Annotated in this window: 16 protein-coding genes and 2 pseudogenes; 6 read left to right on the forward strand and 12 right to left on the reverse strand. The window is 65.4% G+C overall.

Annotated features, from left to right (window positions below; genetic code table 11):
- Nucleotides 1–425: 425 nt before the first annotated feature.
- Together parE and Q8P46_15150 are read left to right on the forward strand one after the other, a co-directional pair.
- Nucleotides 426–2,354: pseudogene (gene parE / locus Q8P46_15145) on the forward strand (DNA topoisomerase IV subunit B).
- A gap of 9 nt (nucleotides 2,355–2,363) precedes the next feature.
- A complete protein-coding gene (locus Q8P46_15150; protein MDP2621482.1) occupies nucleotides 2,364–3,281 on the forward strand; it encodes an endonuclease/exonuclease/phosphatase family protein in 918 nt (305 codons plus the stop codon).
- A 280-nt stretch (nucleotides 3,282–3,561) separates the two neighbouring features.
- Here the strand turns inward: Q8P46_15150 and Q8P46_15155 are convergent, their stop codons facing one another.
- Entirely contained in the window at nucleotides 3,562–4,308 is a 747-nt protein-coding gene (locus tag Q8P46_15155) for an outer membrane beta-barrel protein (protein ID MDP2621483.1), read from the reverse strand.
- Between the two features lie 419 nt (nucleotides 4,309–4,727).
- Between Q8P46_15155 and Q8P46_15160 the strand changes: the two genes are divergently transcribed.
- On the forward strand, nucleotides 4,728–6,167 hold the full coding sequence (locus tag Q8P46_15160; GenBank protein MDP2621484.1) for a DEAD/DEAH box helicase: 1,440 nt from the start codon (nucleotides 4,728–4,730) through the stop codon (nucleotides 6,165–6,167).
- Between the two features lie 137 nt (nucleotides 6,168–6,304).
- Here the strand turns inward: Q8P46_15160 and Q8P46_15165 are convergent, their stop codons facing one another.
- The 9 genes from Q8P46_15165 to Q8P46_15205 form a co-directional block, all read right to left on the reverse strand.
- Complete coding sequence (locus tag Q8P46_15165) at nucleotides 6,305–6,658, reverse strand: TfoX/Sxy family protein (protein MDP2621485.1); 354 nt, start codon at nucleotides 6,656–6,658, stop codon at nucleotides 6,305–6,307.
- A 23-nt stretch (nucleotides 6,659–6,681) separates the two neighbouring features.
- On the reverse strand, nucleotides 6,682–7,071 hold the full coding sequence (gene sufA / locus Q8P46_15170) for a Fe-S cluster assembly scaffold SufA (protein ID MDP2621486.1): 390 nt from the start codon (nucleotides 7,069–7,071) through the stop codon (nucleotides 6,682–6,684).
- An 81-nt stretch (nucleotides 7,072–7,152) separates the two neighbouring features.
- On the reverse strand, nucleotides 7,153–7,614 hold the full coding sequence (locus Q8P46_15175) for an SUF system Fe-S cluster assembly protein (protein MDP2621487.1): 462 nt from the start codon (nucleotides 7,612–7,614) through the stop codon (nucleotides 7,153–7,155).
- An 18-nt stretch (nucleotides 7,615–7,632) separates the two neighbouring features.
- Nucleotides 7,633–8,880, reverse strand: coding sequence for a cysteine desulfurase (locus Q8P46_15180; GenBank protein ID MDP2621488.1), 1,248 nt, complete (start codon nucleotides 8,878–8,880; stop codon nucleotides 7,633–7,635).
- 8 nt (nucleotides 8,881–8,888) lie between these two features.
- Entirely contained in the window at nucleotides 8,889–10,214 is a 1,326-nt protein-coding gene (gene sufD / locus Q8P46_15185; protein ID MDP2621489.1) for a Fe-S cluster assembly protein SufD, read from the reverse strand.
- A 10-nt stretch (nucleotides 10,215–10,224) separates the two neighbouring features.
- Nucleotides 10,225–10,974: a Fe-S cluster assembly ATPase SufC gene (gene sufC / locus Q8P46_15190; GenBank protein ID MDP2621490.1), complete on the reverse strand. Its 750-nt coding sequence runs from the start codon at nucleotides 10,972–10,974 to the stop codon at nucleotides 10,225–10,227.
- 20 nt (nucleotides 10,975–10,994) lie between these two features.
- On the reverse strand, nucleotides 10,995–11,492 hold the full coding sequence (locus Q8P46_15195; protein MDP2621491.1) for a cupin domain-containing protein: 498 nt from the start codon (nucleotides 11,490–11,492) through the stop codon (nucleotides 10,995–10,997).
- A complete protein-coding gene (sufB, locus tag Q8P46_15200; protein ID MDP2621492.1) occupies nucleotides 11,489–12,955 on the reverse strand; it encodes a Fe-S cluster assembly protein SufB in 1,467 nt (488 codons plus the stop codon). Before sufB ends, Q8P46_15195 begins: the two co-directional genes overlap by 4 nt.
- Before the next feature lie 76 nt (nucleotides 12,956–13,031).
- Entirely contained in the window at nucleotides 13,032–14,198 is a 1,167-nt protein-coding gene (locus Q8P46_15205) for a cysteine desulfurase family protein (GenBank protein MDP2621493.1), read from the reverse strand.
- A gap of 430 nt (nucleotides 14,199–14,628) precedes the next feature.
- Between Q8P46_15205 and Q8P46_15210 the strand changes: the two genes are divergently transcribed.
- Nucleotides 14,629–15,288 carry an alpha/beta hydrolase gene (locus Q8P46_15210; GenBank protein ID MDP2621494.1) on the forward strand — a complete coding sequence of 220 codons (660 nt, stop codon included), beginning with the start codon at nucleotides 14,629–14,631 and terminating at the stop codon, nucleotides 15,286–15,288.
- Here the strand turns inward: Q8P46_15210 and Q8P46_15215 are convergent.
- Nucleotides 15,285–15,905, reverse strand: coding sequence for a DUF938 domain-containing protein (locus Q8P46_15215; protein ID MDP2621495.1), 621 nt, complete (start codon nucleotides 15,903–15,905; stop codon nucleotides 15,285–15,287). The genes Q8P46_15210 and Q8P46_15215 overlap by 4 nt on opposite strands.
- Nucleotides 15,906–15,938: 33 nt before the next feature.
- Nucleotides 15,939–17,051, reverse strand: a pseudogene (locus tag Q8P46_15220) (anhydro-N-acetylmuramic acid kinase).
- 97 nt (nucleotides 17,052–17,148) lie between these two features.
- Between Q8P46_15220 and tyrS the strand changes: the two are divergent.
- Nucleotides 17,149–18,402 (forward strand): tyrosine--tRNA ligase, encoded by a 1,254-nt coding sequence (tyrS, locus tag Q8P46_15225; GenBank protein MDP2621496.1) that lies wholly within the window; start codon nucleotides 17,149–17,151, stop codon nucleotides 18,400–18,402.
- Nucleotides 18,403–18,427: 25 nt separating this feature from the next.
- Entirely contained in the window at nucleotides 18,428–19,090 is a 663-nt protein-coding gene (locus Q8P46_15230) for an SDR family oxidoreductase (GenBank protein MDP2621497.1), read from the forward strand.
- Nucleotide 19,091: the final 1 nt, after the last annotated feature.

Raw genomic sequence — 19,091 nt, forward strand, 5'->3', positions numbered from 1 at the left:
TGCATCGGCCAACAGCCGCAACACCGCCACGGCGCAAAAGAACCCGGCCTTCGGTGGGCCAAATCGGCCCACCGGGTTCGTTGCGGCGCTCGCCCGATATCCCGTATCGCGCGTCGCGCCGCGCCTGCCCGGATGAACCGATTTGGCCCATCGAATTGATCCCCTATAACCATGAACCGCTCTAGCGACGTTAGCGCAGCCGTAAGGACCAAGCCAGGGAGACTGGATCCATGCTGGCGTCCCCCGTTCGACCTCGCCTAAGGGCCGCGGAAATGCCATGATTTCGCGCGAATCGCGTTAAACGGTTGTTAACCTGAGCGGCTTTCCAGTAGCTTATGCCCAAGATCCAAACCCTGTTCGACGATCTCGACCCGCCGCCGGCGCCAGCAGGCGCGCGGGGAGGCAAGACCTTGTCCGAAGCCGCTTATAACGCCGCCCAAATCGAAGTGCTCGAGGGGCTGGAGCCGGTGCGCCGGCGGCCCGGCATGTACATCGGCGGCACCGACGAAAAGGGCCTGCACCACCTGTTCGCCGAGGTCATAGACAATTGCATGGACGAGGCGCTCGCCGGCCACGCCTCGCGGATCGAGGTCAATCTCGCCGCCGACGGGTTCCTGACCGTCAGCGACAATGGCCGCGGCATCCCCGTGGACCGGCACCCGAAATTCACAGACCGTTCGGCGCTCGAAGTGATCATGACGACGCTGCATGCCGGCGGCAAGTTCAACTCGAAAGCGTATGAGACCTCGGGCGGCTTGCACGGCGTCGGCGTCTCGGTCGTCAACGCGCTGTCGGAGACACTTGAAGTGGAGGTCGCGCGCGGCCAGCAGCTCTACGGTCAGACTTTTGCGCGCGGGAAGCCGACCGGCCGGCTCAAGCATCTCGGCCCCGTGCACAACCGCCGCGGCACCGCGGTGCGCTTCCGGCCGGACCCGGAGATTTTCGGCAAGAGCGCGCGGTTTTCGCCCAGGCGCCTGTTCACAATGGCGCGCTCGAAGGCCTATCTGTTCGGTGGCGTCGAGATCCGCTGGTCCTGCGCGCCGGAGCTGCTGAATGCCGGCGACGGCGTGCCGGCGAGCCAGACCTTCCACTTCCCCGGCGGATTGAAGGATTTCCTCAGCGCCGAGATCGCCGGCAAGACGCTGGTCACCGGCGATCTGTTCACCGGCGGCAACAAGCGGCACGGCGGCGACGGGGCCGTCGAGTGGGCGGTCGCCTGGTTCAACGACGACGGCTTCATCTCGTCTTACTGCAATACCGTGCCGACGGCCGACGGCGGCACGCACGAGGCAGGCCTGCGGGCAGCGCTCACCAAAGGTCTGCGCGCCTATGGCGAGCTTTCCGGCAACAGAAAGGCGGCGCAGATCACCTCCGACGACGTGATGGGCTCGGCTGGCGCGATGCTGTCGCTGTTCATGCGCGAGCCGGAGTTCCAGGGCCAGACCAAGGACAAGCTGGCGAGCCAGGAAGCGACCCGCATCGTCGAGCAGGCGGTGCGCGACCCGTTCGACCATTGGCTGGCGCAAAACCCGGCGCAGGCGACGCGGTTGCTCGAATGGATCATCGAGCGCGCCGAGGAGCGGGCGCGCCGGCGCCAGGAGCGCGAGGTCAGCCGCAAGGCGGCGACGCGCAAACTGCGCCTGCCCGGCAAGCTTGCCGATTGCACGGCGCAATCGGCCGCAGGCACCGAGATCTTCATCGTCGAGGGGGATTCGGCCGGCGGCTCGGCCAAGCAGGCGCGCAACCGGGCAAGCCAGGCGATCCTGCCGCTGCGCGGCAAGATCCTCAATGTCGCCAGCGCCGGCGGCGACAAGGTCAAGGCGAACCAACAGCTCGCCGACCTGATCCAGGCGCTTGGCTGCGGCACCGGGAGCCACTACCGGGAAAGCGACTTGCGCTATGAACGAGTCATCATCATGACCGACGCCGACGTCGACGGCGCGCACATCGCCTCCTTGCTGATCACCTTCTTTTTCCGCGAGATGCCGGGGCTCATCCGCTCCGGCCACCTGTATCTCGCCGTGCCGCCGCTCTACCGCCTCAGCCAGGGTGGCAAGACCGTCTATGCCCGCGACGACGCGCACAAGGAGGAACTGCTGGCGCGCGAATTCACCGGCCGCGGCAGGGTCGAGATCGGCCGCTTCAAGGGCCTCGGCGAGATGATGCCGGCGCAACTCAAGGAGACGACCATGCACCCGGCCAAGCGCACCCTGTTGCGCGTCGTGCTGGCCGAGGAGGCGGAGACGGAGGCGGCGCGCGCCGTCGACCGGTTGATGGGAACCAAGGCGGAGGCGCGCTTCAGCTTCATTCAAGAGCGCGCCGAATTCGCCGACGCCGCCACGCTCGACATTTGAGCGAGCGTTGTGCGCCACTTTCTGACCCTGTTTTTCGGCCTCGCGCTGGTGGCACTGTTCGTCATCACGCTTGCCGGCCTGCTGGCGCCGCTGTTTGCGCCCTTCGACCTGATCAATCATTTGCGGCTGCATTTTCTGGAGACCGCGGTGGCGCTGATCTTGGTCTTTGTGCTGTTGCGCGCGCGCCGGCTGGCGATGGGAGCCTTTGCCCTGGCGCTCGTCAATCTGGTGCTCGCCGCGCCGGCGTTCGCGCTGAAGGCGACGGCCGATGATGCCGATCCGGTGCTCAAGGTGGTGTCGCTCAACGTCTGGGGCCGCAACGCCGAGCCCGGCCGCATCGAGACTTTTCTGCGCCGCCAGGACGCCGATCTCGTGCTGCTGCTCGAGGTCAACACGCCGCTGGCGCCGATGCTGGACAACCTCGGAGATCTCTATCCCTATCGGGTCGACTGCATGAGGCAGCGACTGTGCCGCCTGGCGCTATTGTCGAAGCGGGAAATGATCGAGCCCCGCACCATGCTCCGCGGCGATGCGAACCCTCCCGCCGTCACCGCGCGGTTCAATGTCGACGGGCGCGAATTCACCTTCTACGGGGTACACATGGCCCGCCCCTTCAACGCCAGCTGGCAGCGGGCCGACTATGACGGTCTCATCGCGGCGCTGAAGCCCATTCGAGGTCCGCTTCTGCTTGCCGGCGATTTCAACACTACGCCGTGGTCGTGGACCATGACCCGGCTCACCCTGGCGACCGGAATGGTGCGCGGCCGCACATTCGGCGCCACCTGGCCGGCGCAGCGGCCGCTGTTTCCGCAATTCCTCATCGACCATGTCCTGGCCCGCGGCGGCATTGGCATCGTCGAGGTGCGAAACGGGCGGGCGATCGGCTCCGACCACCTGCCCGTTATCGCGGAGATTTCGCTGCCTTAGAGCAGGCAGCGGCGCCGTTGGCTGGACTGCGCCTGCCGGATCGATGCCGGGGTAGCCGGCATCGATGGCGAAGCTCGGGGCGATCGGCAGAATCAGGAATCGGGGGCCGCGGAGGGCGGCGGAACGACCGAAATCGAAACGCAAATGCCCGACGGCCGCATATCAATCCGCTGGCAGGGAAGCTGGCGGACCGAACAGCGCGCCGGCGCCCGCTTAGCGGATACGCCGGCGTACCAAGACCATGGGCCGCGATGCCATCGCGCTGCGGCTGTGGCCGGGCTCAGAATTTCTTGCCGACCGCCACCTTGACGGTGTGCACCACTACCTCATGGTTGAAATTCCTAAGCGTAGCACCGGAGTCCGTAGCGGCCACATTGATGTCGCCGAGATCCATATACATATACTCGCCGCGGGCGATCCAGCCGTTGTTCAACATGACCTCCAGCCCGCCGCCGGCCGTCCAGCCGACCATGAAGTCGCTGGCGCTCGTCCCCGATACGAGCGTTAAGCCCGTCGGATCCGTGTCGATGAACGATACGTCCGTATTGAGGCCCGCGCCGCCGCCCTTGAGGTAGAAGAGCATATTCCCCGCCGCAAGACCGATGCGGCCGGTCAGGGACGCGAAAAAGTCCGACTCGATCGATGACCTGCTGTCAGTCGGCAGGCGGACGCCCACATAGGGAGGATACTGAGCCGAATCGTCGAGCCCCAGATAGCCGAGTTCGCCCTCGATGCCGAACACCCAGCTGCCGTTCTGCCAGTTATAGCCGCCCAGGACGCCGCCGTAAAAACCGTCGGCATCGTAACTGAAATCTCCCACGGGAGGCGCGCCTTGGTAACCATTGACGTCGTGGACGTCGACATCACCCCAGCCGCCACCGGCGAAGAGGGCTACATAGCTTCCGGTCCAATCGTAGGTCACGCCTGGTCCCGAAGCCATCGGCTCGGCGGCCGTAGGCGCGTCGGTCGCCACCGCCGCCCCGCTCATGAGCAAACTCGCAGCGCCGGCCAAGATCAGCTTTTTCATGCTTCGCCTCGCAATAGTCCATTGGTACCGCATGCTTTAATATACGCCCTCGGCCTGGCGGAAGCTGTGACCTTTTCGCAACTTGAAAACAATTTTGAACTCAAAGCGGTCGAATGTGGCCGAGACCCCCTGATCCCCGCCGCCGGCCCTCCCGCATGCCGCCGGCCGCTGCCGGCGCGACGCTCAACGGCGCCCACACCGGGACGCGTTAAGTAAATCGGCAGATGACCGATTTTTTCCTTAAACCCGACCGCCAAACGTGCGACAAACCAGCAATGATCATAGGAGTTCGAGCCGCGAATCGGGCGGATGGACTGTGCCATGCCCGTGAATCGGTTCCGTTGCGCCTAAATCGTTGTGCCCGCAGGGGGCGGCCGCAATAACCGGCGCAGCAAGCAAATCGGCCTTTTTGCAACCTGATGAATTTCAGTGAACTTGGTCTAAGCCCGAAGGTGCTCGATGCCGTAGCGGCAGCGGGCTATGAGACACCGACTCCGATTCAGGAACAGGCGATCCCGCTCGCGCTGCAAGGCCGCGATGTGCTCGGCATCGCCCAGACCGGCACCGGCAAGACCGGCGCCTTCGCGCTGCCGATGCTGACGCGCCTGGAGGCGGGCCGCGCCCGGGCGCGCATGCCGCGCACCCTGATCGTCGAGCCGACCCGCGAGCTCGCCGCCCAGGTCGCCGAAGCCTTCGCCGTCCTCGGCAAGAACCACAAGCTCACCGTGGCGCTGTTGATCGGCGGCGTCTCCTTCGACGAGCAGAATCGCAAGCTCGATCGCGGCGCCGACGTGCTGATCGCCACGCCGGGCCGCCTGCTCGATCATTACGAGCGCGGCAAGCTGCTTCTCACCACCGTCGAGATCCTGGTCATCGACGAAGCCGACCGGATGCTCGACATGGGCTTCATCCCGGACGTCGAGCGCATCTGCAAGCTGTTGCCGCCGCGCCGCCAGACGTTGTTCTTTTCCGCCACGATGCCGCCGGAGATCCAGCGCCTGGTCGCCTCTTTCTTGCGCGATCCGGTGCGCATCGAGGCAACGCCGCCGGCCACCACGGTCGCCGGCGTTACCCAGTTTCTGGTCTCGGCCGAGAGCGAGCCCAAGGCCAAGCGGGCCGTCCTGCGCTCCCTGATCAAGGCGGAGGGCGTGAAAAACGCCATTATTTTCTGCAACCGCAAGCGCGACGTTTCCGTCGTTCACCGCTCGCTGCTGCGCCACGGATTCAACGCCGGCGCCCTGCATGGCGATCTGGACCAGCATACGCGCACGGCGACCCTCGAGGCCTTTCGCAACGGCGAGATCATCCTGCTGGTTGCCAGCGACGTTGCCGCGCGCGGTCTCGACATTCCCGACGTCAGTCACATTTTCAATTACGACGTGCCGACCCACGCGGAGGACTATGTCCACCGCATCGGCCGTACCGCACGCGCCGGCCGCCCCGGCACCACGATCATGCTGGTGACCCCGGCCGAGAAGAAATATGTGCGCGCGATCAATAGCCTGACCGGCCTCGACATTCCCTGGCAGGGAGCAGCGCCGGGTGAAGCCGTGGCCGCGCCCGAGGGCGAAAGGCGTGGCCGGGGCGCGCCGCGCCGCGCCGCGGCGGGAAAGAAACGGCGCCGCCACGGCAGGCCCGCAGCGGTCGAGGAAAAGGCGCCCGCCGCAGCGGAGAAGCCAAGAGCCAAGCCTGCCGAAAAGCCCAAGCCGGCCAAGGCCGGCCGCCGCGACGCCGAGCGCGGCGAAAAGCGCGGCAAGGAGCCGCGCAAGCGTGGCGGCAGGGACGGCTCCCCGGTCGTCGGGCTCGGCGATCACGTCCCCGCTTTCCTGTTGCGCCCGGTGCGCACGGAACGCGACTGAGTTGGCTTACAGAAAAAGTGGAAGACACCGCAAAGCGTAAGTCTCTTGCTCTCAGGCAAGGGCGCAGGTGGCGATGAGCCCGAGTAGCAGGAAAATAAGGAATATCAAGAGGTAGGGCATGGGTCTTGAACCCGTCCTCACCTTCTGCTGCCGCGGCCAGGCTTCTGCGCGCGCAAGGCCGCGGCGAAGGCGCGGCTGGCCCATTCGGCCAGTTCGTCGGTATCCTCGTAGAGCCGCTCGGGCACTTGCCAGTAGGACAGGCTTATGGGGCGGTTCTTGCCGCGATATTCGAACGGTCGCGAACCCTCCGCGGCAAAGTCCCCCTCGGTCTCGGCGTCGGCCTTGAGATAGAGCGTGTCGTCGGCGATCAGCGCGAACATCACGCCTTCATGGTAGACGCCGCCGCCGCCGAACATGCGCCGCACGTTGACGGCGCCGAACGGGGCCAGCAAATCCTCGATGAAGGCTGAGTATTCGGCGCTGAGGGGCATGGGACCCCCGGATTCGTCCGAAATCAGGAGATTTCGGCCTCGATCGACTCGCCGGCGGCGCGCAGCGTCACCGATTCGCCGCAGCCGCAGGCGCCGACCTGGTTCGGATTGTTGAAGATGAAGCCGGAGGCGAGCTTGTCGCGCTTGAAATCCATCTCGGTGCCGAGCAGGAACAGGACCGCCTTGGGATCGATCAGGACCTTGACGCCCTTGTCCTCTACCACCTCGTCGCCGGGATCGGCCTCACGCGCATAATCCATGGTGTAGGCCATGCCGGCGCAGCCGCCGTTCTTGACCCCGACGCGCAGACCCGCCACCGGCCCGCTCGCCGCCGCGATCAGCTCGCGGATGCGCGCGACGGCCGCATCGGTCAGCGTCATCAGCTGCATTTTGGGACGTGACAGGGTGGCCATGGGCCACTTCTCTCCTCAATCGAAAATCGACACTGCCTCGAATATGGACCCCGCGAGCAGGCGGTTCAACGCCGCGCGCGCTCAGAACAGGTTGAGCGCGAACTTCGCGTCTTCCGTCATGCGGTCCATGGTCCAGGGCGGATCGAAGACCATATTCACCTTGACGCTCTGCACGCCCTCGACCGCGCCAACGGCGTTTTCGACCCACATCGGCATCTCGCCGGCCACCGGGCAGCCCGGCGCGGTCAGCGTCATGTCGATCTCGACCTTGCGGTCATGGTCGATGTCGATCTTGTAGATCAGGCCGAGATCGTAGATGTCGACCGGGATTTCCGGGTCGTAGACGCTCTTCAGCGCGTCGACGATGCCGGCGGTCATGCGGTCGATCTCCGCGCTCGTCAATTGACCCTTCGGCGTGCCCGGATGAGCTTCGCCGCTCCTCACCGCCTCGACCGTCGCCGCACAGGGCTCGGGCAGCTCGTGCGGCGGCGCCTTCTTCGAGGTCTGCGCGGTAACCTGCTTTGGATCCGTTGGCTTGTTCATCTCGTCACTCGCTTGTTCTCAGGCGAAAAAGCCGCGCGCCTTTTCCAGCGCCTCGGCAAGCGCATCGACCTCGGCCCGGGTATTATACATGGCAAAGGATGCGCGGCATGTCGAGGTCACGCCAAATCGGGCGAGCAGCGGCTGGGTGCAATGGGTGCCGGCGCGCACGGCGACGCCGGACCGGTCGATGATGGTGCTGACATCGTGGGCATGGGCGCCTTCAAGCTCGAAGGAGACGATCGCCGCCTTGTTCTTGGTCGTGCCGAAGATGCGCAGGCTGTTGATCGCCGACAGACGCTCCATGGCGTAACGGGTCAGGTCCGCCTCGTGGGACATGAGCGCTTCGTGACCGATGCCCAACACATAGTCGAGCGCCGTGGCAAGCCCGATCGCCTGGACGATGGCCGGGGTGCCGGCTTCGAATTTGTGCGGCGTATCGCCATAGGTCACCCAGTCGCAGGTCACGTCGCGGATCATTTCGCCGCCGCCGTTGAAGGGCGGCATGGCGTCGAGATGCTTGCGCTTGCCGTAGAGCACGCCGATCCCGGAAGGGCCATAGACCTTATGGCCGGTAAAGGCATAGAAGTCGCAGTCGAGGTCCTGCACGTCGATGGGCATGTGCACCGCCGCCTGGCTGCCGTCGACCAGCACCGGAATGCCGCGGTCGTGAGCCAGCGCGATGACCTCCTTCACCGGAACGATGGTCCCCAGCGCGTTCGACATGTGGGTGATGGCGACCATCTTGGTCTTCGGGCCGAGCAGCTTCTCGAACTCTTCGATCAGGAAGTCGCCCTCGTCGGTGATCGGCGACCATTTCAGCACCGCGCCCTTGCGCTCGCGCAGGAAGTGCCAGGGCACGATGTTGGAATGGTGCTCCATGATCGACAGCACGATTTCGTCGCCCTCGCCGATGGTCATGTTGCCGAATGAATAGGCGGCGAGGTTGATGGCTTCCGTGGCGTTGCGGGTGAAGATGATCTCGTCGGCGCTGGCTGCGTTGAGGAACTTGCGCACCGTTTCGCGCGCATCCTCGTATTTCTGCGTCACCGTGTTGGAAAGATAGTGTAAGCCGCGATGCACATTGGCATATTCGTGACTGTAGGCGTAGTTCACCGTGTCGATGACGACCTTGGGCTTCTGCGCCGAAGCGGCGTTGTCGAGATAGACCAGCGGCTTGCCGTAGACCTCGCGCGACAGAATCGGGAAATCGGCGCGGATGCGCTCGACATCGAAGGCAGCGCTCGTTCTCGTCCTTGCCTCGCTCATCGCCATGCTCACGCCTCCCGCCCGGCGAGCCACTGTTCACTGATTTCCTGCAGCACGGCGCGGACCTCATCGCTTCTGACCTGCTCCAGCGCCTCGGCGATGAACGCGATGACCAGGAGCGCCTCGGCCTCCTTGCGCGGGATGCCGCGGGCGCGCAGATAAAACAGCGGCTCCTCGTCGAGCCGGCCGGTGGTCGAGCCGTGGGCGCACTGCACGTCGTCGGCGAAGATTTCGAGCTCCGGCTTGGAATCCATCTCCGCGCGCTCGGACAGGAGCAGCGCGCGGCTCGACTGGCGGCCATCGGTCTTCTGGGCGTGCGGGCGGACCAGGATGCGGCCCTGGAAGACGCCGCGGGCGGTCTCGTCCAGCACCGCCTTGTAAAGCTGGCGGCTCGCGCATTGCGGCACCGCATGGTCGACGAACAGCGTCGCGTCGAGATGCTGGCTGCCGCGGGCCAGAAGCGCGCCGCTGGCGTCGAGCGTGCCGCGCGGCCCGCCGAAGGTGACGCGCAGCTCGCTGCGGGCAAGGCTTCCGCTCTTGGCGAGCGTGAAGGTGCGAAAGGCGGAAGACGCGCCGAGGCGGGCGGCCATGAGGTCGAGATGGGTCGCCGCCGGGCTCTGGTCCTGCAGCTTGACGTGATCGACCTCGGCGCCGTCGCCGATCAGCATCTCGGTCAGGGCGCTCGCCTGATAGTCTCCGCTGCCGACATGGCTTTCGATGAGGCTTGCCCGGGCGCCGGCGCCGACAAGGACAAGGTTGCGCGCGTGGCTCGCGTGCGGCGTTGCGGCGTGGTTGACGAATACCAGGTGGACCGGCGTCGCAACCTGGACATTCTCGCCGATGCGGAGAACGAGCCCGTCCTCGGCGAAGGCATCGTTAAGTGCCGCGATGGCGCCGCCATTGCCGCTCAAGGCACGGCCGAGAACCTTCTCGAACGCGCCGCCTTTTCCCTGCACCGCCTCGCCAAAGGACTCAACCGTCACGCCCTCGGGCAGAAGGTCAAGCTGCGACAGGTCGCGGCGCAGAAAGCCGTTGACGAGGACGATCCGCGCGGTCTCAAGGCCGGCGAACGGATCGTCCTCGGCCACATCCGAAACAGCCTCGGCCGCCGCGCGGTCGGCCGGCGGGAAGGCCGCGCGCATGTGCCGGCGCAGATCGGTGAAGTGCCAGGCCTCGACGCGCCGGTTGGGCAGGCCGGCGGCGGAAAGCTGCGCGAAGGCCTGCTGCCTGCGCGCGGCAAGCCAGGCCGGTTCGCCGGCTGCAAGCCGCGCGGCGAAATAGCCTTCCAGCGCCGTCTCCGCCTCGGTCCTGACCTGTTTGAGCTCCATGTTCATGGCATCCAGCCTAGGCCGCGCTCTCGGTATAATGTTCATAGCCGCTCTTTTCGAGCTCGAGCGCCAGCTCCTTGCCGCCGGAGCGCACGATGCGTCCGTCGAGCATCACATGCACCCGGTCGGGGACGATATAGTTGAGCAGGCGCTGATAGTGGGTAATGACGAGCATTGCCCGCGCGGGCGCGCGCAGCGCGTTGACGCCGTCGGCGACGATCTTCAGCGCGTCGATGTCGAGGCCGGAATCGGTCTCGTCGAGCACCGCCAGCTTCGGCGCCAGCACCGCCATCTGCAGAATCTCGTTGCGCTTCTTCTCGCCGCCGGAAAAGCCGACATTCACGGAACGCTTCAACATGTCCATGGAAATCTTCAGTAAGTCGGCCTTTTCGCGGACCAACCGCATGAAGCCCGGGGTCGAAAGCTCCCCCTCCCCGCGCGCCTTGCGCTGGGCGTTGGCGGCGTGGCGCAGGAAGGTCATGGTCGGCACGCCAGGGATCTCGGTCGGGTACTGGAAGGCGAGGAACAGGCCCGCCGCGGCGCGCTCGTCGGGCTCCATGTCAAGCAGGTCGTGGCCTTCCATCAGAACCGCGCCCTCGGTGACCTCATAGCCCTCGCGGCCGGCGAGTACGTAAGAGAGCGTCGACTTGCCGGAGCCGTTCGGGCCCATGATCGCGTGCACCTCGCCGGCGGGCACGCTAAGGTCGATGCCTTTCAGGATCTCGCGCCCGTCGACGCTGGCATGGAGATTCTTGATCTCAAGCATTTCATTTTCTTTCCAATGGCTTATTGATCGTCGTCGGGTTCGCCATCCCAATAGTCGGCAGCCGTGAGGCGACCCATGCCGACATAGGTCGCGGTGGAGAGATCGGCGTCCTTGACCCCCGCGGCAAGGCCGACTTTGTCGGAATCCGGGTAATCGACGATGTCGACGCTGCCGGTGGTCGAGATGCCGAGATAGCGAAGCTCTTCCGTGCCCGTGTTAATGATCTGATGCGCCTCGGTGCCTGCCGGCGCGGCAACGACGTCGCCGGCGCGCAAGGGATAGGTCTGCTTGCCGAAGCGATATTCGCCGGTGCCCGAGACGACGAAGAACAGCTCGTCCGCCACATGATGCCGGTGAAACGGAAAGGCGCGCATTCCCGGCGCAACCACATGCACCGCGCAACCCAGGCACGTCAGGCCGAGGACCGGACCGAGGCGGCCCCATTTCACGGCAAAGCTTGCGCCGTGCGCACGGTCCTTCAACGCCGCTTCGTCAATATTGATAACCGGTCGGTTCATCCAACGCTGCCCTCGAGCGAGATCCCGACCAGCTTCTGCGCCTCGACGGCGAACTCCATCGGCAGATGCTGCAGCACTTCCTTGCAGAAGCCGTTGACAATCAGCGCCACCGCCTCCTCCTCGCTCATGCCGCGCTGCAGGCAATAGAACAGCTGATCGTCCGAGATCTTGGACGTCGTCGCTTCGTGCTCCAGGGTGACGGTCGAGTTCTTGGCCTCGATATAGGGCACGGTGTGGGCCGAGCACTGGTCGCCGACGAGAAGCGAGTCGCACTGGGTGAAGTTGCGCGCGCCGGTAGCTTTGGGGTTGGCGGCGACGCGGCCGCGATAGGTGTTCGACGACTTGCCGGCGGAAATGCCCTTGGAAATGATGCGGCTGATGGTGTTCTTGCCGAGATGGATCATCTTGGTACCGGAATCGACCTGCTGGCGGCCGTTGGAGATGGCGATCGAGTAGAACTCGCCGCGCGAGCCGTCGCCGCGCAGGATGCAACTCGGATATTTCCAGGTGATCGCCGAGCCGGTCTCGACCTGGGTCCAGGAAATCTTTGAGTTGCGGCCGCGGCAGTCGCCGCGCTTGGTGACGAAATTGTAGACGCCGCCCTTGCCCTCCGCGTCACCCGGATACCAGTTCTGCACCGTGGAATATTTGATCTCGGCGTCGTCGTGGGCAATAAGCTCGACGACTGCCGCATGCAGCTGGTTCTCGTCGCGCTGCGGCGCCGTACAGCCCTCCAGATAGCTGACGTAGGAGCCCTTTTCGGCAATGATCAGCGTGCGCTCGAACTGGCCGGTGTTGCGCTCGTTGATGCGGAAATAGGTGGACAGCTCCATCGGGCAGCGCACGCCCTCGGGCACGTAGACGAAGGAGCCGTCGGAAAACACCGCCGAGTTCAGCGTCGCATAGAAATTGTCGCTGACCGGAACCACGGAGCTGAGATATTCGCGCACCAGATCGGGGTGCTCGCGGACGGCCTCCGACATCGGGCAGAAGATGACGCCGGCCTTGGCGAGCTCCGCCTTGAAGGTGGTGGCGACGGAAACGGAATCGAACACAGCGTCGACCGCGACGCGGCTCTGCACCCCGGCGAGAATCTCCTGCTCGCGCAACGGGATGCCGAGCTTCTCGTAGGTGCGCAGCAGCTCCGGATCGACCTCGTCGAGGCTTTCCGGGCCGGGCTTGCGCTTCGGCGCGGCGTAGTAATAGAGGTCCTGGAAGTCGATCTTCGGATGGTGGACGTTGGCCCAGGTGGGCTCGGTCATGGTCAGCCAGCGGCGATAGGCCTCAAGCCGCCATTCGAGCATCCATTCGGGTTCGCCCTTCTTCGCCGAAATGAAGCGGACCGTGTCTTCGTTCAGCCCCTTGGGGGCCTTGTCGGACTCGATGTCGGTGACGAAACCGAACTTGTACTTGTCGACATCGATGCTCTTGACCTGCTCAATGGTCTCCCGAACTGCTGCCATTTCTCTCTCCACGCCATGCGGCTTCAAGGGCCGCCGGTTGGTCAGATACTAATATACGTTCTCCACGCCCATTTTGCTACGCGGCACTCGCCCGGACACCGGCGCGGGTCCAGATGTCCGACCAGACCTCGAGGAAGCGTCCGACTTCGGCCGCCTCCGTCCTCCAGCCCAGCGACACGCGCACCGCGGCTTTCGCCGTGTCGCGGGCAATGCCCATCGCGTGTAGCACGTGGGAGGGTGAAACCTTGCCCGAAGAACAGGCGGACCCGGAGCTGACCGCGACACCAGCGAGGTCGAAGGCGATAACCAACGTCTCCGCCGACGAGCCCGGCGGGCAAAAACATAGCGTATTGGCGAGACGCTCAGCCTCGCGGCCAATGATCGCGGTGGCCGGTGCAATCCGGCACACGCCGGCCTCGACCTCGTCGCGTAATTCGCCAATCCGCGCCATATCCGAAAGCCCCTCCACCGCCGCCACTGCCGCGGCGCCGAATCCGGCGATGCCGGGCACATTCTCGGTGCCACCGCGCCGTCCGGCTTCCTGGCCACCGCCGCGCAGCAGACCATCGCCAATGACGACGCCCTCGGCGACAATCAAGGCGCCGGCGCCCTGCGGCCCGCCGATCTTGTGCGCCGACAGGCTCATGAGATCGACGCCGAGTCCGGCCAAATCGATTTCCATCTTGCCCGCCGCCTGGACCGCATCGCCATGCACGAAACCGCCAAAAGTGTGGACCAATTCGGCGATCTCGGCGAGCGGCTGGATGACACCGGTCTCATTGTTGGCGAGCATGACGGAGACCAGGAATGCCTCATCCTCCGGCAAAGCCTCGAGCCGCGCCTTCAGCCAGTCGAGATCGACCACGCCCGACGCCAGCACCGGAATGAGCTCGACCGCTTCGCCGGCAAAACGATGCCCCGACAAGACGCTCGGATGCTCGATCCCTGAGACGAACAGGCGCGACAGCCCTGCCGTCTCGCCGCTGCGGTGCAGGTTCGGGCCGAGGGTAAGGTTATTGGCTTCGGTGCCGCCGCTGGTGAAGATCACCTGTGCCTCGCCGGCGCCGGCGAGCGCTGCGACCTGCCCACGCGCCTTCTCGACGATGGCGCGCACGGCGCGGCCTTCCGCATGCACGGAAGAAGCGTTGCCGGTGACGCCGAGCGCGTGCGCAACCGCCTCCGCGGCCTCCGGGCGGAGCGGCGCCGTTGCGTTATAATCAAGATATATCCGTGACTTGGCCATGTTTTTTCGGTGTTTGCGGCGACGCCCCGGACCGCTGTCCTTGCAGTCGCCGCTCTCCCTTCCTAAATGGCCACTTGCGGGTCAGCCCGCAACCGCCAACCGGGCAATGGCGCTTTAACCGCTTGTTCTTGCTTTTCGCCCCCTGCCCCGTGCTATTAAGAGCGCTTCCGCCTGCGCAGGGCCGCAATGAGCCAAAACAAGCCCGCCGACGGGACGGCGATGCCCTCCCGGGAACGCCGCAGACAGCACGAAACAGCTTCGAATTATTCTAAACTGGCTATAGGAGTTTCGCTCGGACGAGTCAAGGAATCAGTCGCGGTCAGCGGTTTCGCAAGGCGTATTTTCGAGCCACTGGCCGCTGAACGCCGAGGCCTCGGCCCGGACACGCGAGAGGCCCTTCCGAGCCGCCAAAAAATAGAACGGAGACGCAATGCCGGAAGTCATTTTCACGGGTCCCGCGGGGCGCATCGAAGGGCGTTACCAGCCTGGCCGCATCGAAAACGCGCCGATCGCCATCATCCTGCACCCCCATCCGCAGTTCGGCGGCACCATGAACAATCAGATGGTCTACGAGCTGTACTACATGTTCGTGGAGCGCAAGTTCGCGGTGCTGCGCTTCAATTTCCGCGGCGTCGGGCGCAGCCAGGGGATTTTCGACCACGGCCAGGGCGAGCTTTCCGATGCGGCCGCGGCGCTCGACTGGCTGCAGAGCTTCAATCCGGACGCGCGTTCGTGCTGGATCGCCGGCTTTTCCTTCGGCGCCTGGATCGGCATGCAGCTTCTGATGCGCCGACCGGAGATCGATGGCTTCATTTCCATCGCCCCGCCGGCCAATCTTTACGATTTCAGTTTCCTCGCCCCCTGCCCTTCCTCCGGGCTGGTCCTGCACGGCGACAAGGACGCGGTGGTGCCGATGGAAGCGGTCAAGGGTCTGGTCGAGCGCCTGAAGACCCAGAAGGGCATCGTCATCCACCATCAGACGGTGACCGGCGCCAACCATTTCTTCGAAAGCAAGGTCGGGGAGGCAGTGGGCTGCGTCGCCGACTATGTCGACCAGCGGCTTGCCGCCTTGGGCGCCAACGCGGCTTAGCGAGCCAGTTTCCGAAACAGCAGCGAAAAATTGTTCGCGGGCATTGCCGCCACCTCCTTGAGGTGCAAGCCGTTTCTGGCGGCGACATCCGCCACATCGGCGATGTCGCGCAGCCCCCAGGCGGGGTCGGTTCGGCGCAGGCTGGCGTCGAACGCGGCGTTTGATGCCGCCGTTTGGGCGCCGTCGCGCTTATAGGGACCGTAAAGATAGGCAAGGCCGCCTTCGGCGATGAGCCGGCCGGCGCCTGCGAACAGCCCCTCGGTCGCGGCCCAAGGCGAAATGTGAATGAGATTGATGGCGATCAGCGCCGCCACCGGTGTGTCGAGCAGCGTCCACCAATCAGGCGCCGTCACGTTGAGATCGAGGGGCTTTCGCAGGTTTTTCGCCCCCGCCTCGGCCCGCCAGGCCTCGATGCTGGCGCGGGCCGAGGGATTGGGATCGCTCGGCTGAAATGTGAGTTGCGGGAAGCGGCGGCCGAAGGCAGCGGCATGCTGGCCGGTGCCGCTTGCGATTTCGAGCACCAGCCCCGCCTCCGGCAGGTGTGGCCCGAGCACGTCGATGATCGGCGCCAAGTTGCGCTCGGCAGACGGCGAGACCTGTTTGGCTGCGCCGGACACGGCCGCGCCGACCGCGCGCGGGCGATGGGCATGGGCGAGCCTTCCGCCGGTCAGGGGCTCCGGCACCCCGGTGGTGCCGGGAAAGGTCAGCGGCAGGTCGCACAGGCTGCGCACGGCAAGAAACGCGAATGCCTGCGCCTCGATGAACTCTTCCGACCAACCAAGGTCGCTTGCCGTCGTGACCGGCGCATCGGTGCGCGCGCGGATTGCCGCGATGAGCGCCGGATTGCGGGCGCCGCCGCCGGAAAGGACCCAGATGCGCGGCAGTTGCGGCATGTAGCGGGCCGCCTCGATAATCGCCGCAGCCGTAAGGCCGGTCAGGGTGGCGGCCGCGTCCTCGAGGCTCAGCCCAGCGACGGGTCGAATAGAAAAATACCGTCGATCCAGAGACTTAGGTGGCACAGTTTCAAAAAATGGATGCGCCAGCAGCGTCGCCAGCGCACGTTCGTCCACTTGTCCGCGTGACGCCAGCGCGCCCCCCTCGTCCATGGCGCGGCCGGTGCGTGTTTGCACCAGATCGTCGATCAGCCCGTTTCCCGGGCCGCAATCGAAGGCCAGCATCGCCCCGCCCTCCCCAAGCCAGGTGACGTTGGCGACGCCGCCGATATTGACGATGACGGCGGGCCGTTCGATCCGCGATGCTTCCGCCAGTGCGCGGTGGAACGCCGGCGCCAGCGGCGCGCCCTCCCCGCCCGCTTCCATGTCGGCAGCCCGCATGTCCCAGACCGTGTCGATGCCGGTCGCCTGCGCGATTCTGCCTCCATCGCCGATCTGCACCGTCAGCCGCCGCGCCGGGTCGTGCAGCACCGTGTGGCCGTGAAAGCCGATGACGTCGAGATCCTCCGCGGCAAGGCCCGCTTGCGCCAGGAGTTCGGAGACGGCGGCGATGTGGGCGGCCTCGATGGCGGCTTCCGCCGCCTTCAGGGCCGGCGGGCGGGCGGTCCGGTCGGCGAGTTCCGGGGCGGCGTCGAGCGCCGCCGCCAGCAGCGTCCGCTCGTCGGCGGAATAGGGCCGAAACAGCGTCGCGCCGAATTCGGCGATGGCCTCGCCGTCGGTGGAAAGGATCGCCGCGTCAATCCCGTCCATGGAGGTGCCGCTCATCAGCCCGAGGGCGCGGCGGACCGGCGGCTTTTCCCCGGCGCTCACGGCAATCTCATCCGTGCATTCCAAATGCGAAGCTGATACATGAGCCGCGGACACCGGTGAATCGACAAATCCTCGGTCGACATATAGCAGAAAGGCGATGGCGGGCTTCAAATCGGATTTCATGCGCGCGCTGTCCGAGCGCGGCTTCATCCATCAATGCTCGCACCCGGACGCGCTCGACGCGGCAGCCCGTGCCGGCGGGCTTACCGCCTATGTCGGCTATGACTGCACCGCGCCGTCGCTCCATGTCGGCCATCTGCTTTCGATCATGACCCTGCGTTGGTTGCAGAAGTGCGGCGGAAAGCCGATCGCGCTAATGGGCGGCGGCACGACCAAGGTCGGCGACCCTTCCGGCCGGGACGAGACGCGCAAGCTTCTCACCTCGGCCGAGATCGACGCCAACATGGCCAGTATCAAAGAGACCTTTGCGCGCTTCTTGACCTTCGGCGAAAAACCCGGCGATGCGCTGATGGCCAACAATGCCGACTGGCTCGACCGTCTCAACTATATCGATTTCCTGCGCGACTATGGCCGCCACTTCACCATCAATCGGATGCTGGCCTTCGAATCGGTCAAGCTCAGGCTCGACCGCGAGCAGCCGCTGACGTTCCTCGAATTCAACTACATGATCCTTCAGGCTTACGACTTCCTGGAGCTCAACCGCCGGCATGGCTGCACATTGCAGATGGGCGGCTCCGACCAGTGGGGCAATATCGTCAACGGCATCGAGCTCGCCCGCCGGGTCGAAGGCGCGCAGCTTTTCGCCCTGACGACGCCGCTCTTGGCGACCGCCTCGGGAGCCAAGATGGGCAAGACGGCCGCCGGCGCGGTGTGGCTCAACGCCGACATGCTCGGTCCCTACGATTACTGGCAATATTGGCGCAACACCGAGGATGCCGATGTCGGGCGCTTTCTGCGCCTGTTCACCGAGCTGCCGCTCGACGAGATCGATCGCCTGGAGGCGCTCAAGGGCGAGGAGATCAACGAGGCCAAGAAGCTGCTGGCGAACGAGGCGACGGCGCTGCTGCACGGTCGCGAAGCAGCGGAACTGGCCGAGGAAACCGCGCGCAAGACCTTCGAGGAAGGCACCCTCGGCGAGGGCCTCCCGAGCGTCGAGATCTCGCGCAACGAACTTCGTGGCGGTTATGGGCTGTTGCGGGCGCTGGTCTCCGCCAACCTGGCCAAGTCGAACGGCGAGGCGCGCCGCGCGGTCGAAGGTGGCGGCGTCAGGGTCAACGACATAGCGGTTTCCGATGCCCGGATGACGCTGACCCCCGAGGCCTTGACGCGCGAGGGGGTGATCAAGCTGTCGGTCGGCAAGAAGCGCCACGCGCTGCTGCGCGCCGTCTAGAAAAATTCGTCAGGGCGAGAAGATCTTGGCACGCATTGTGGTCACGGGAGCCAATCGGGGCATCGGCCTTGAACTGGCGCGCCATCTCGCCGTGCGCGGAGACGAGGTCGTCGCGGCGTGCCGCTCCGCTTCGCCGCAGCTCAAGGCGCTGCAGGTCGAGAGTCACGAAGGCGTGGATGTGACCGACGAGGCCTCCGTGCGGCGGTTCGCGCAAGCGGTTGCCGGCAAACCCGTCGATATCCTGATCAACAATGCCGGCATTCTGAGCCACGAGACGCTGGAAGATCTCGACTTCGACCGTATGCGGCGCCAGTTCGAGGTCAACGCGCTTGGGCCGCTCCGTGTCACGGCGGCGCTGCTGGCGGCGCTGAAAAAGGGATCGAAGGTTGCCATCATCACCAGCCGGATGGGCTCGCTGGCCGACAATACCTCTGGAGGGGCCTACGGTTACCGCGCCTCCAAGGCCGCGGCGAGTATGATCGGCGTCTCCCTTGCCCGCGATCTCAAACCGAAGGGGATTTCCGTCGTCATCCTTCACCCCGGCTACGTCAGAACCGAGATGACCGGCCGTACGGGGATGGTCGAGCCCGCCGACGCGGCCGCCAATTTGATTGCGCGGATCGACGAGCTGACGCTGCAGCGGACAGGCCAGTTCCTGCACGCCGAAGGCGCCCCGCTGCCCTGGTAGG

Source organism: Hyphomicrobiales bacterium (genome assembly GCA_030688605.1).
GTDB lineage: Bacteria > Pseudomonadota > Alphaproteobacteria > Rhizobiales > NORP267 > JAUYJB01.

Excerpts from the sequence above, each read along its gene's own strand:
- sufB (MDP2621492.1), bottom strand. The coding sequence starts at position 12,955 with ATGGCAGCAGTTCGGGAGACCATTGAGCAGGTCAAGAGCATCGATGTC.
- Q8P46_15165 (MDP2621485.1), bottom strand. The coding sequence starts at position 6,658 with ATGCCCCTCAGCGCCGAATACTCAGCCTTCATCGAGGATTTGCTGGCC.
- Q8P46_15175 (MDP2621487.1), bottom strand. The coding sequence starts at position 7,614 with ATGAACAAGCCAACGGATCCAAAGCAGGTTACCGCGCAGACCTCGAAG.
- sufC (MDP2621490.1), bottom strand. The coding sequence starts at position 10,974 with ATGCTTGAGATCAAGAATCTCCATGCCAGCGTCGACGGGCGCGAGATC.
- sufA (MDP2621486.1), bottom strand. The coding sequence starts at position 7,071 with ATGGCCACCCTGTCACGTCCCAAAATGCAGCTGATGACGCTGACCGAT.
- Q8P46_15160 (MDP2621484.1), top strand. The coding sequence starts at position 4,728 with ATGAATTTCAGTGAACTTGGTCTAAGCCCGAAGGTGCTCGATGCCGTA.
- sufD (MDP2621489.1), bottom strand. The coding sequence starts at position 10,214 with ATGAACATGGAGCTCAAACAGGTCAGGACCGAGGCGGAGACGGCGCTG.
- Q8P46_15205 (MDP2621493.1), bottom strand. The coding sequence starts at position 14,198 with ATGGCCAAGTCACGGATATATCTTGATTATAACGCAACGGCGCCGCTC.
- Q8P46_15180 (MDP2621488.1), bottom strand. The coding sequence starts at position 8,880 with ATGAGCGAGGCAAGGACGAGAACGAGCGCTGCCTTCGATGTCGAGCGC.
- Q8P46_15210 (MDP2621494.1), top strand. The coding sequence starts at position 14,629 with ATGCCGGAAGTCATTTTCACGGGTCCCGCGGGGCGCATCGAAGGGCGT.
- Q8P46_15195 (MDP2621491.1), bottom strand. The coding sequence starts at position 11,492 with ATGAACCGACCGGTTATCAATATTGACGAAGCGGCGTTGAAGGACCGT.
- Q8P46_15155 (MDP2621483.1), bottom strand. The coding sequence starts at position 4,308 with ATGAAAAAGCTGATCTTGGCCGGCGCTGCGAGTTTGCTCATGAGCGGG.
- tyrS (MDP2621496.1), top strand. The coding sequence starts at position 17,149 with ATGGCGGGCTTCAAATCGGATTTCATGCGCGCGCTGTCCGAGCGCGGC.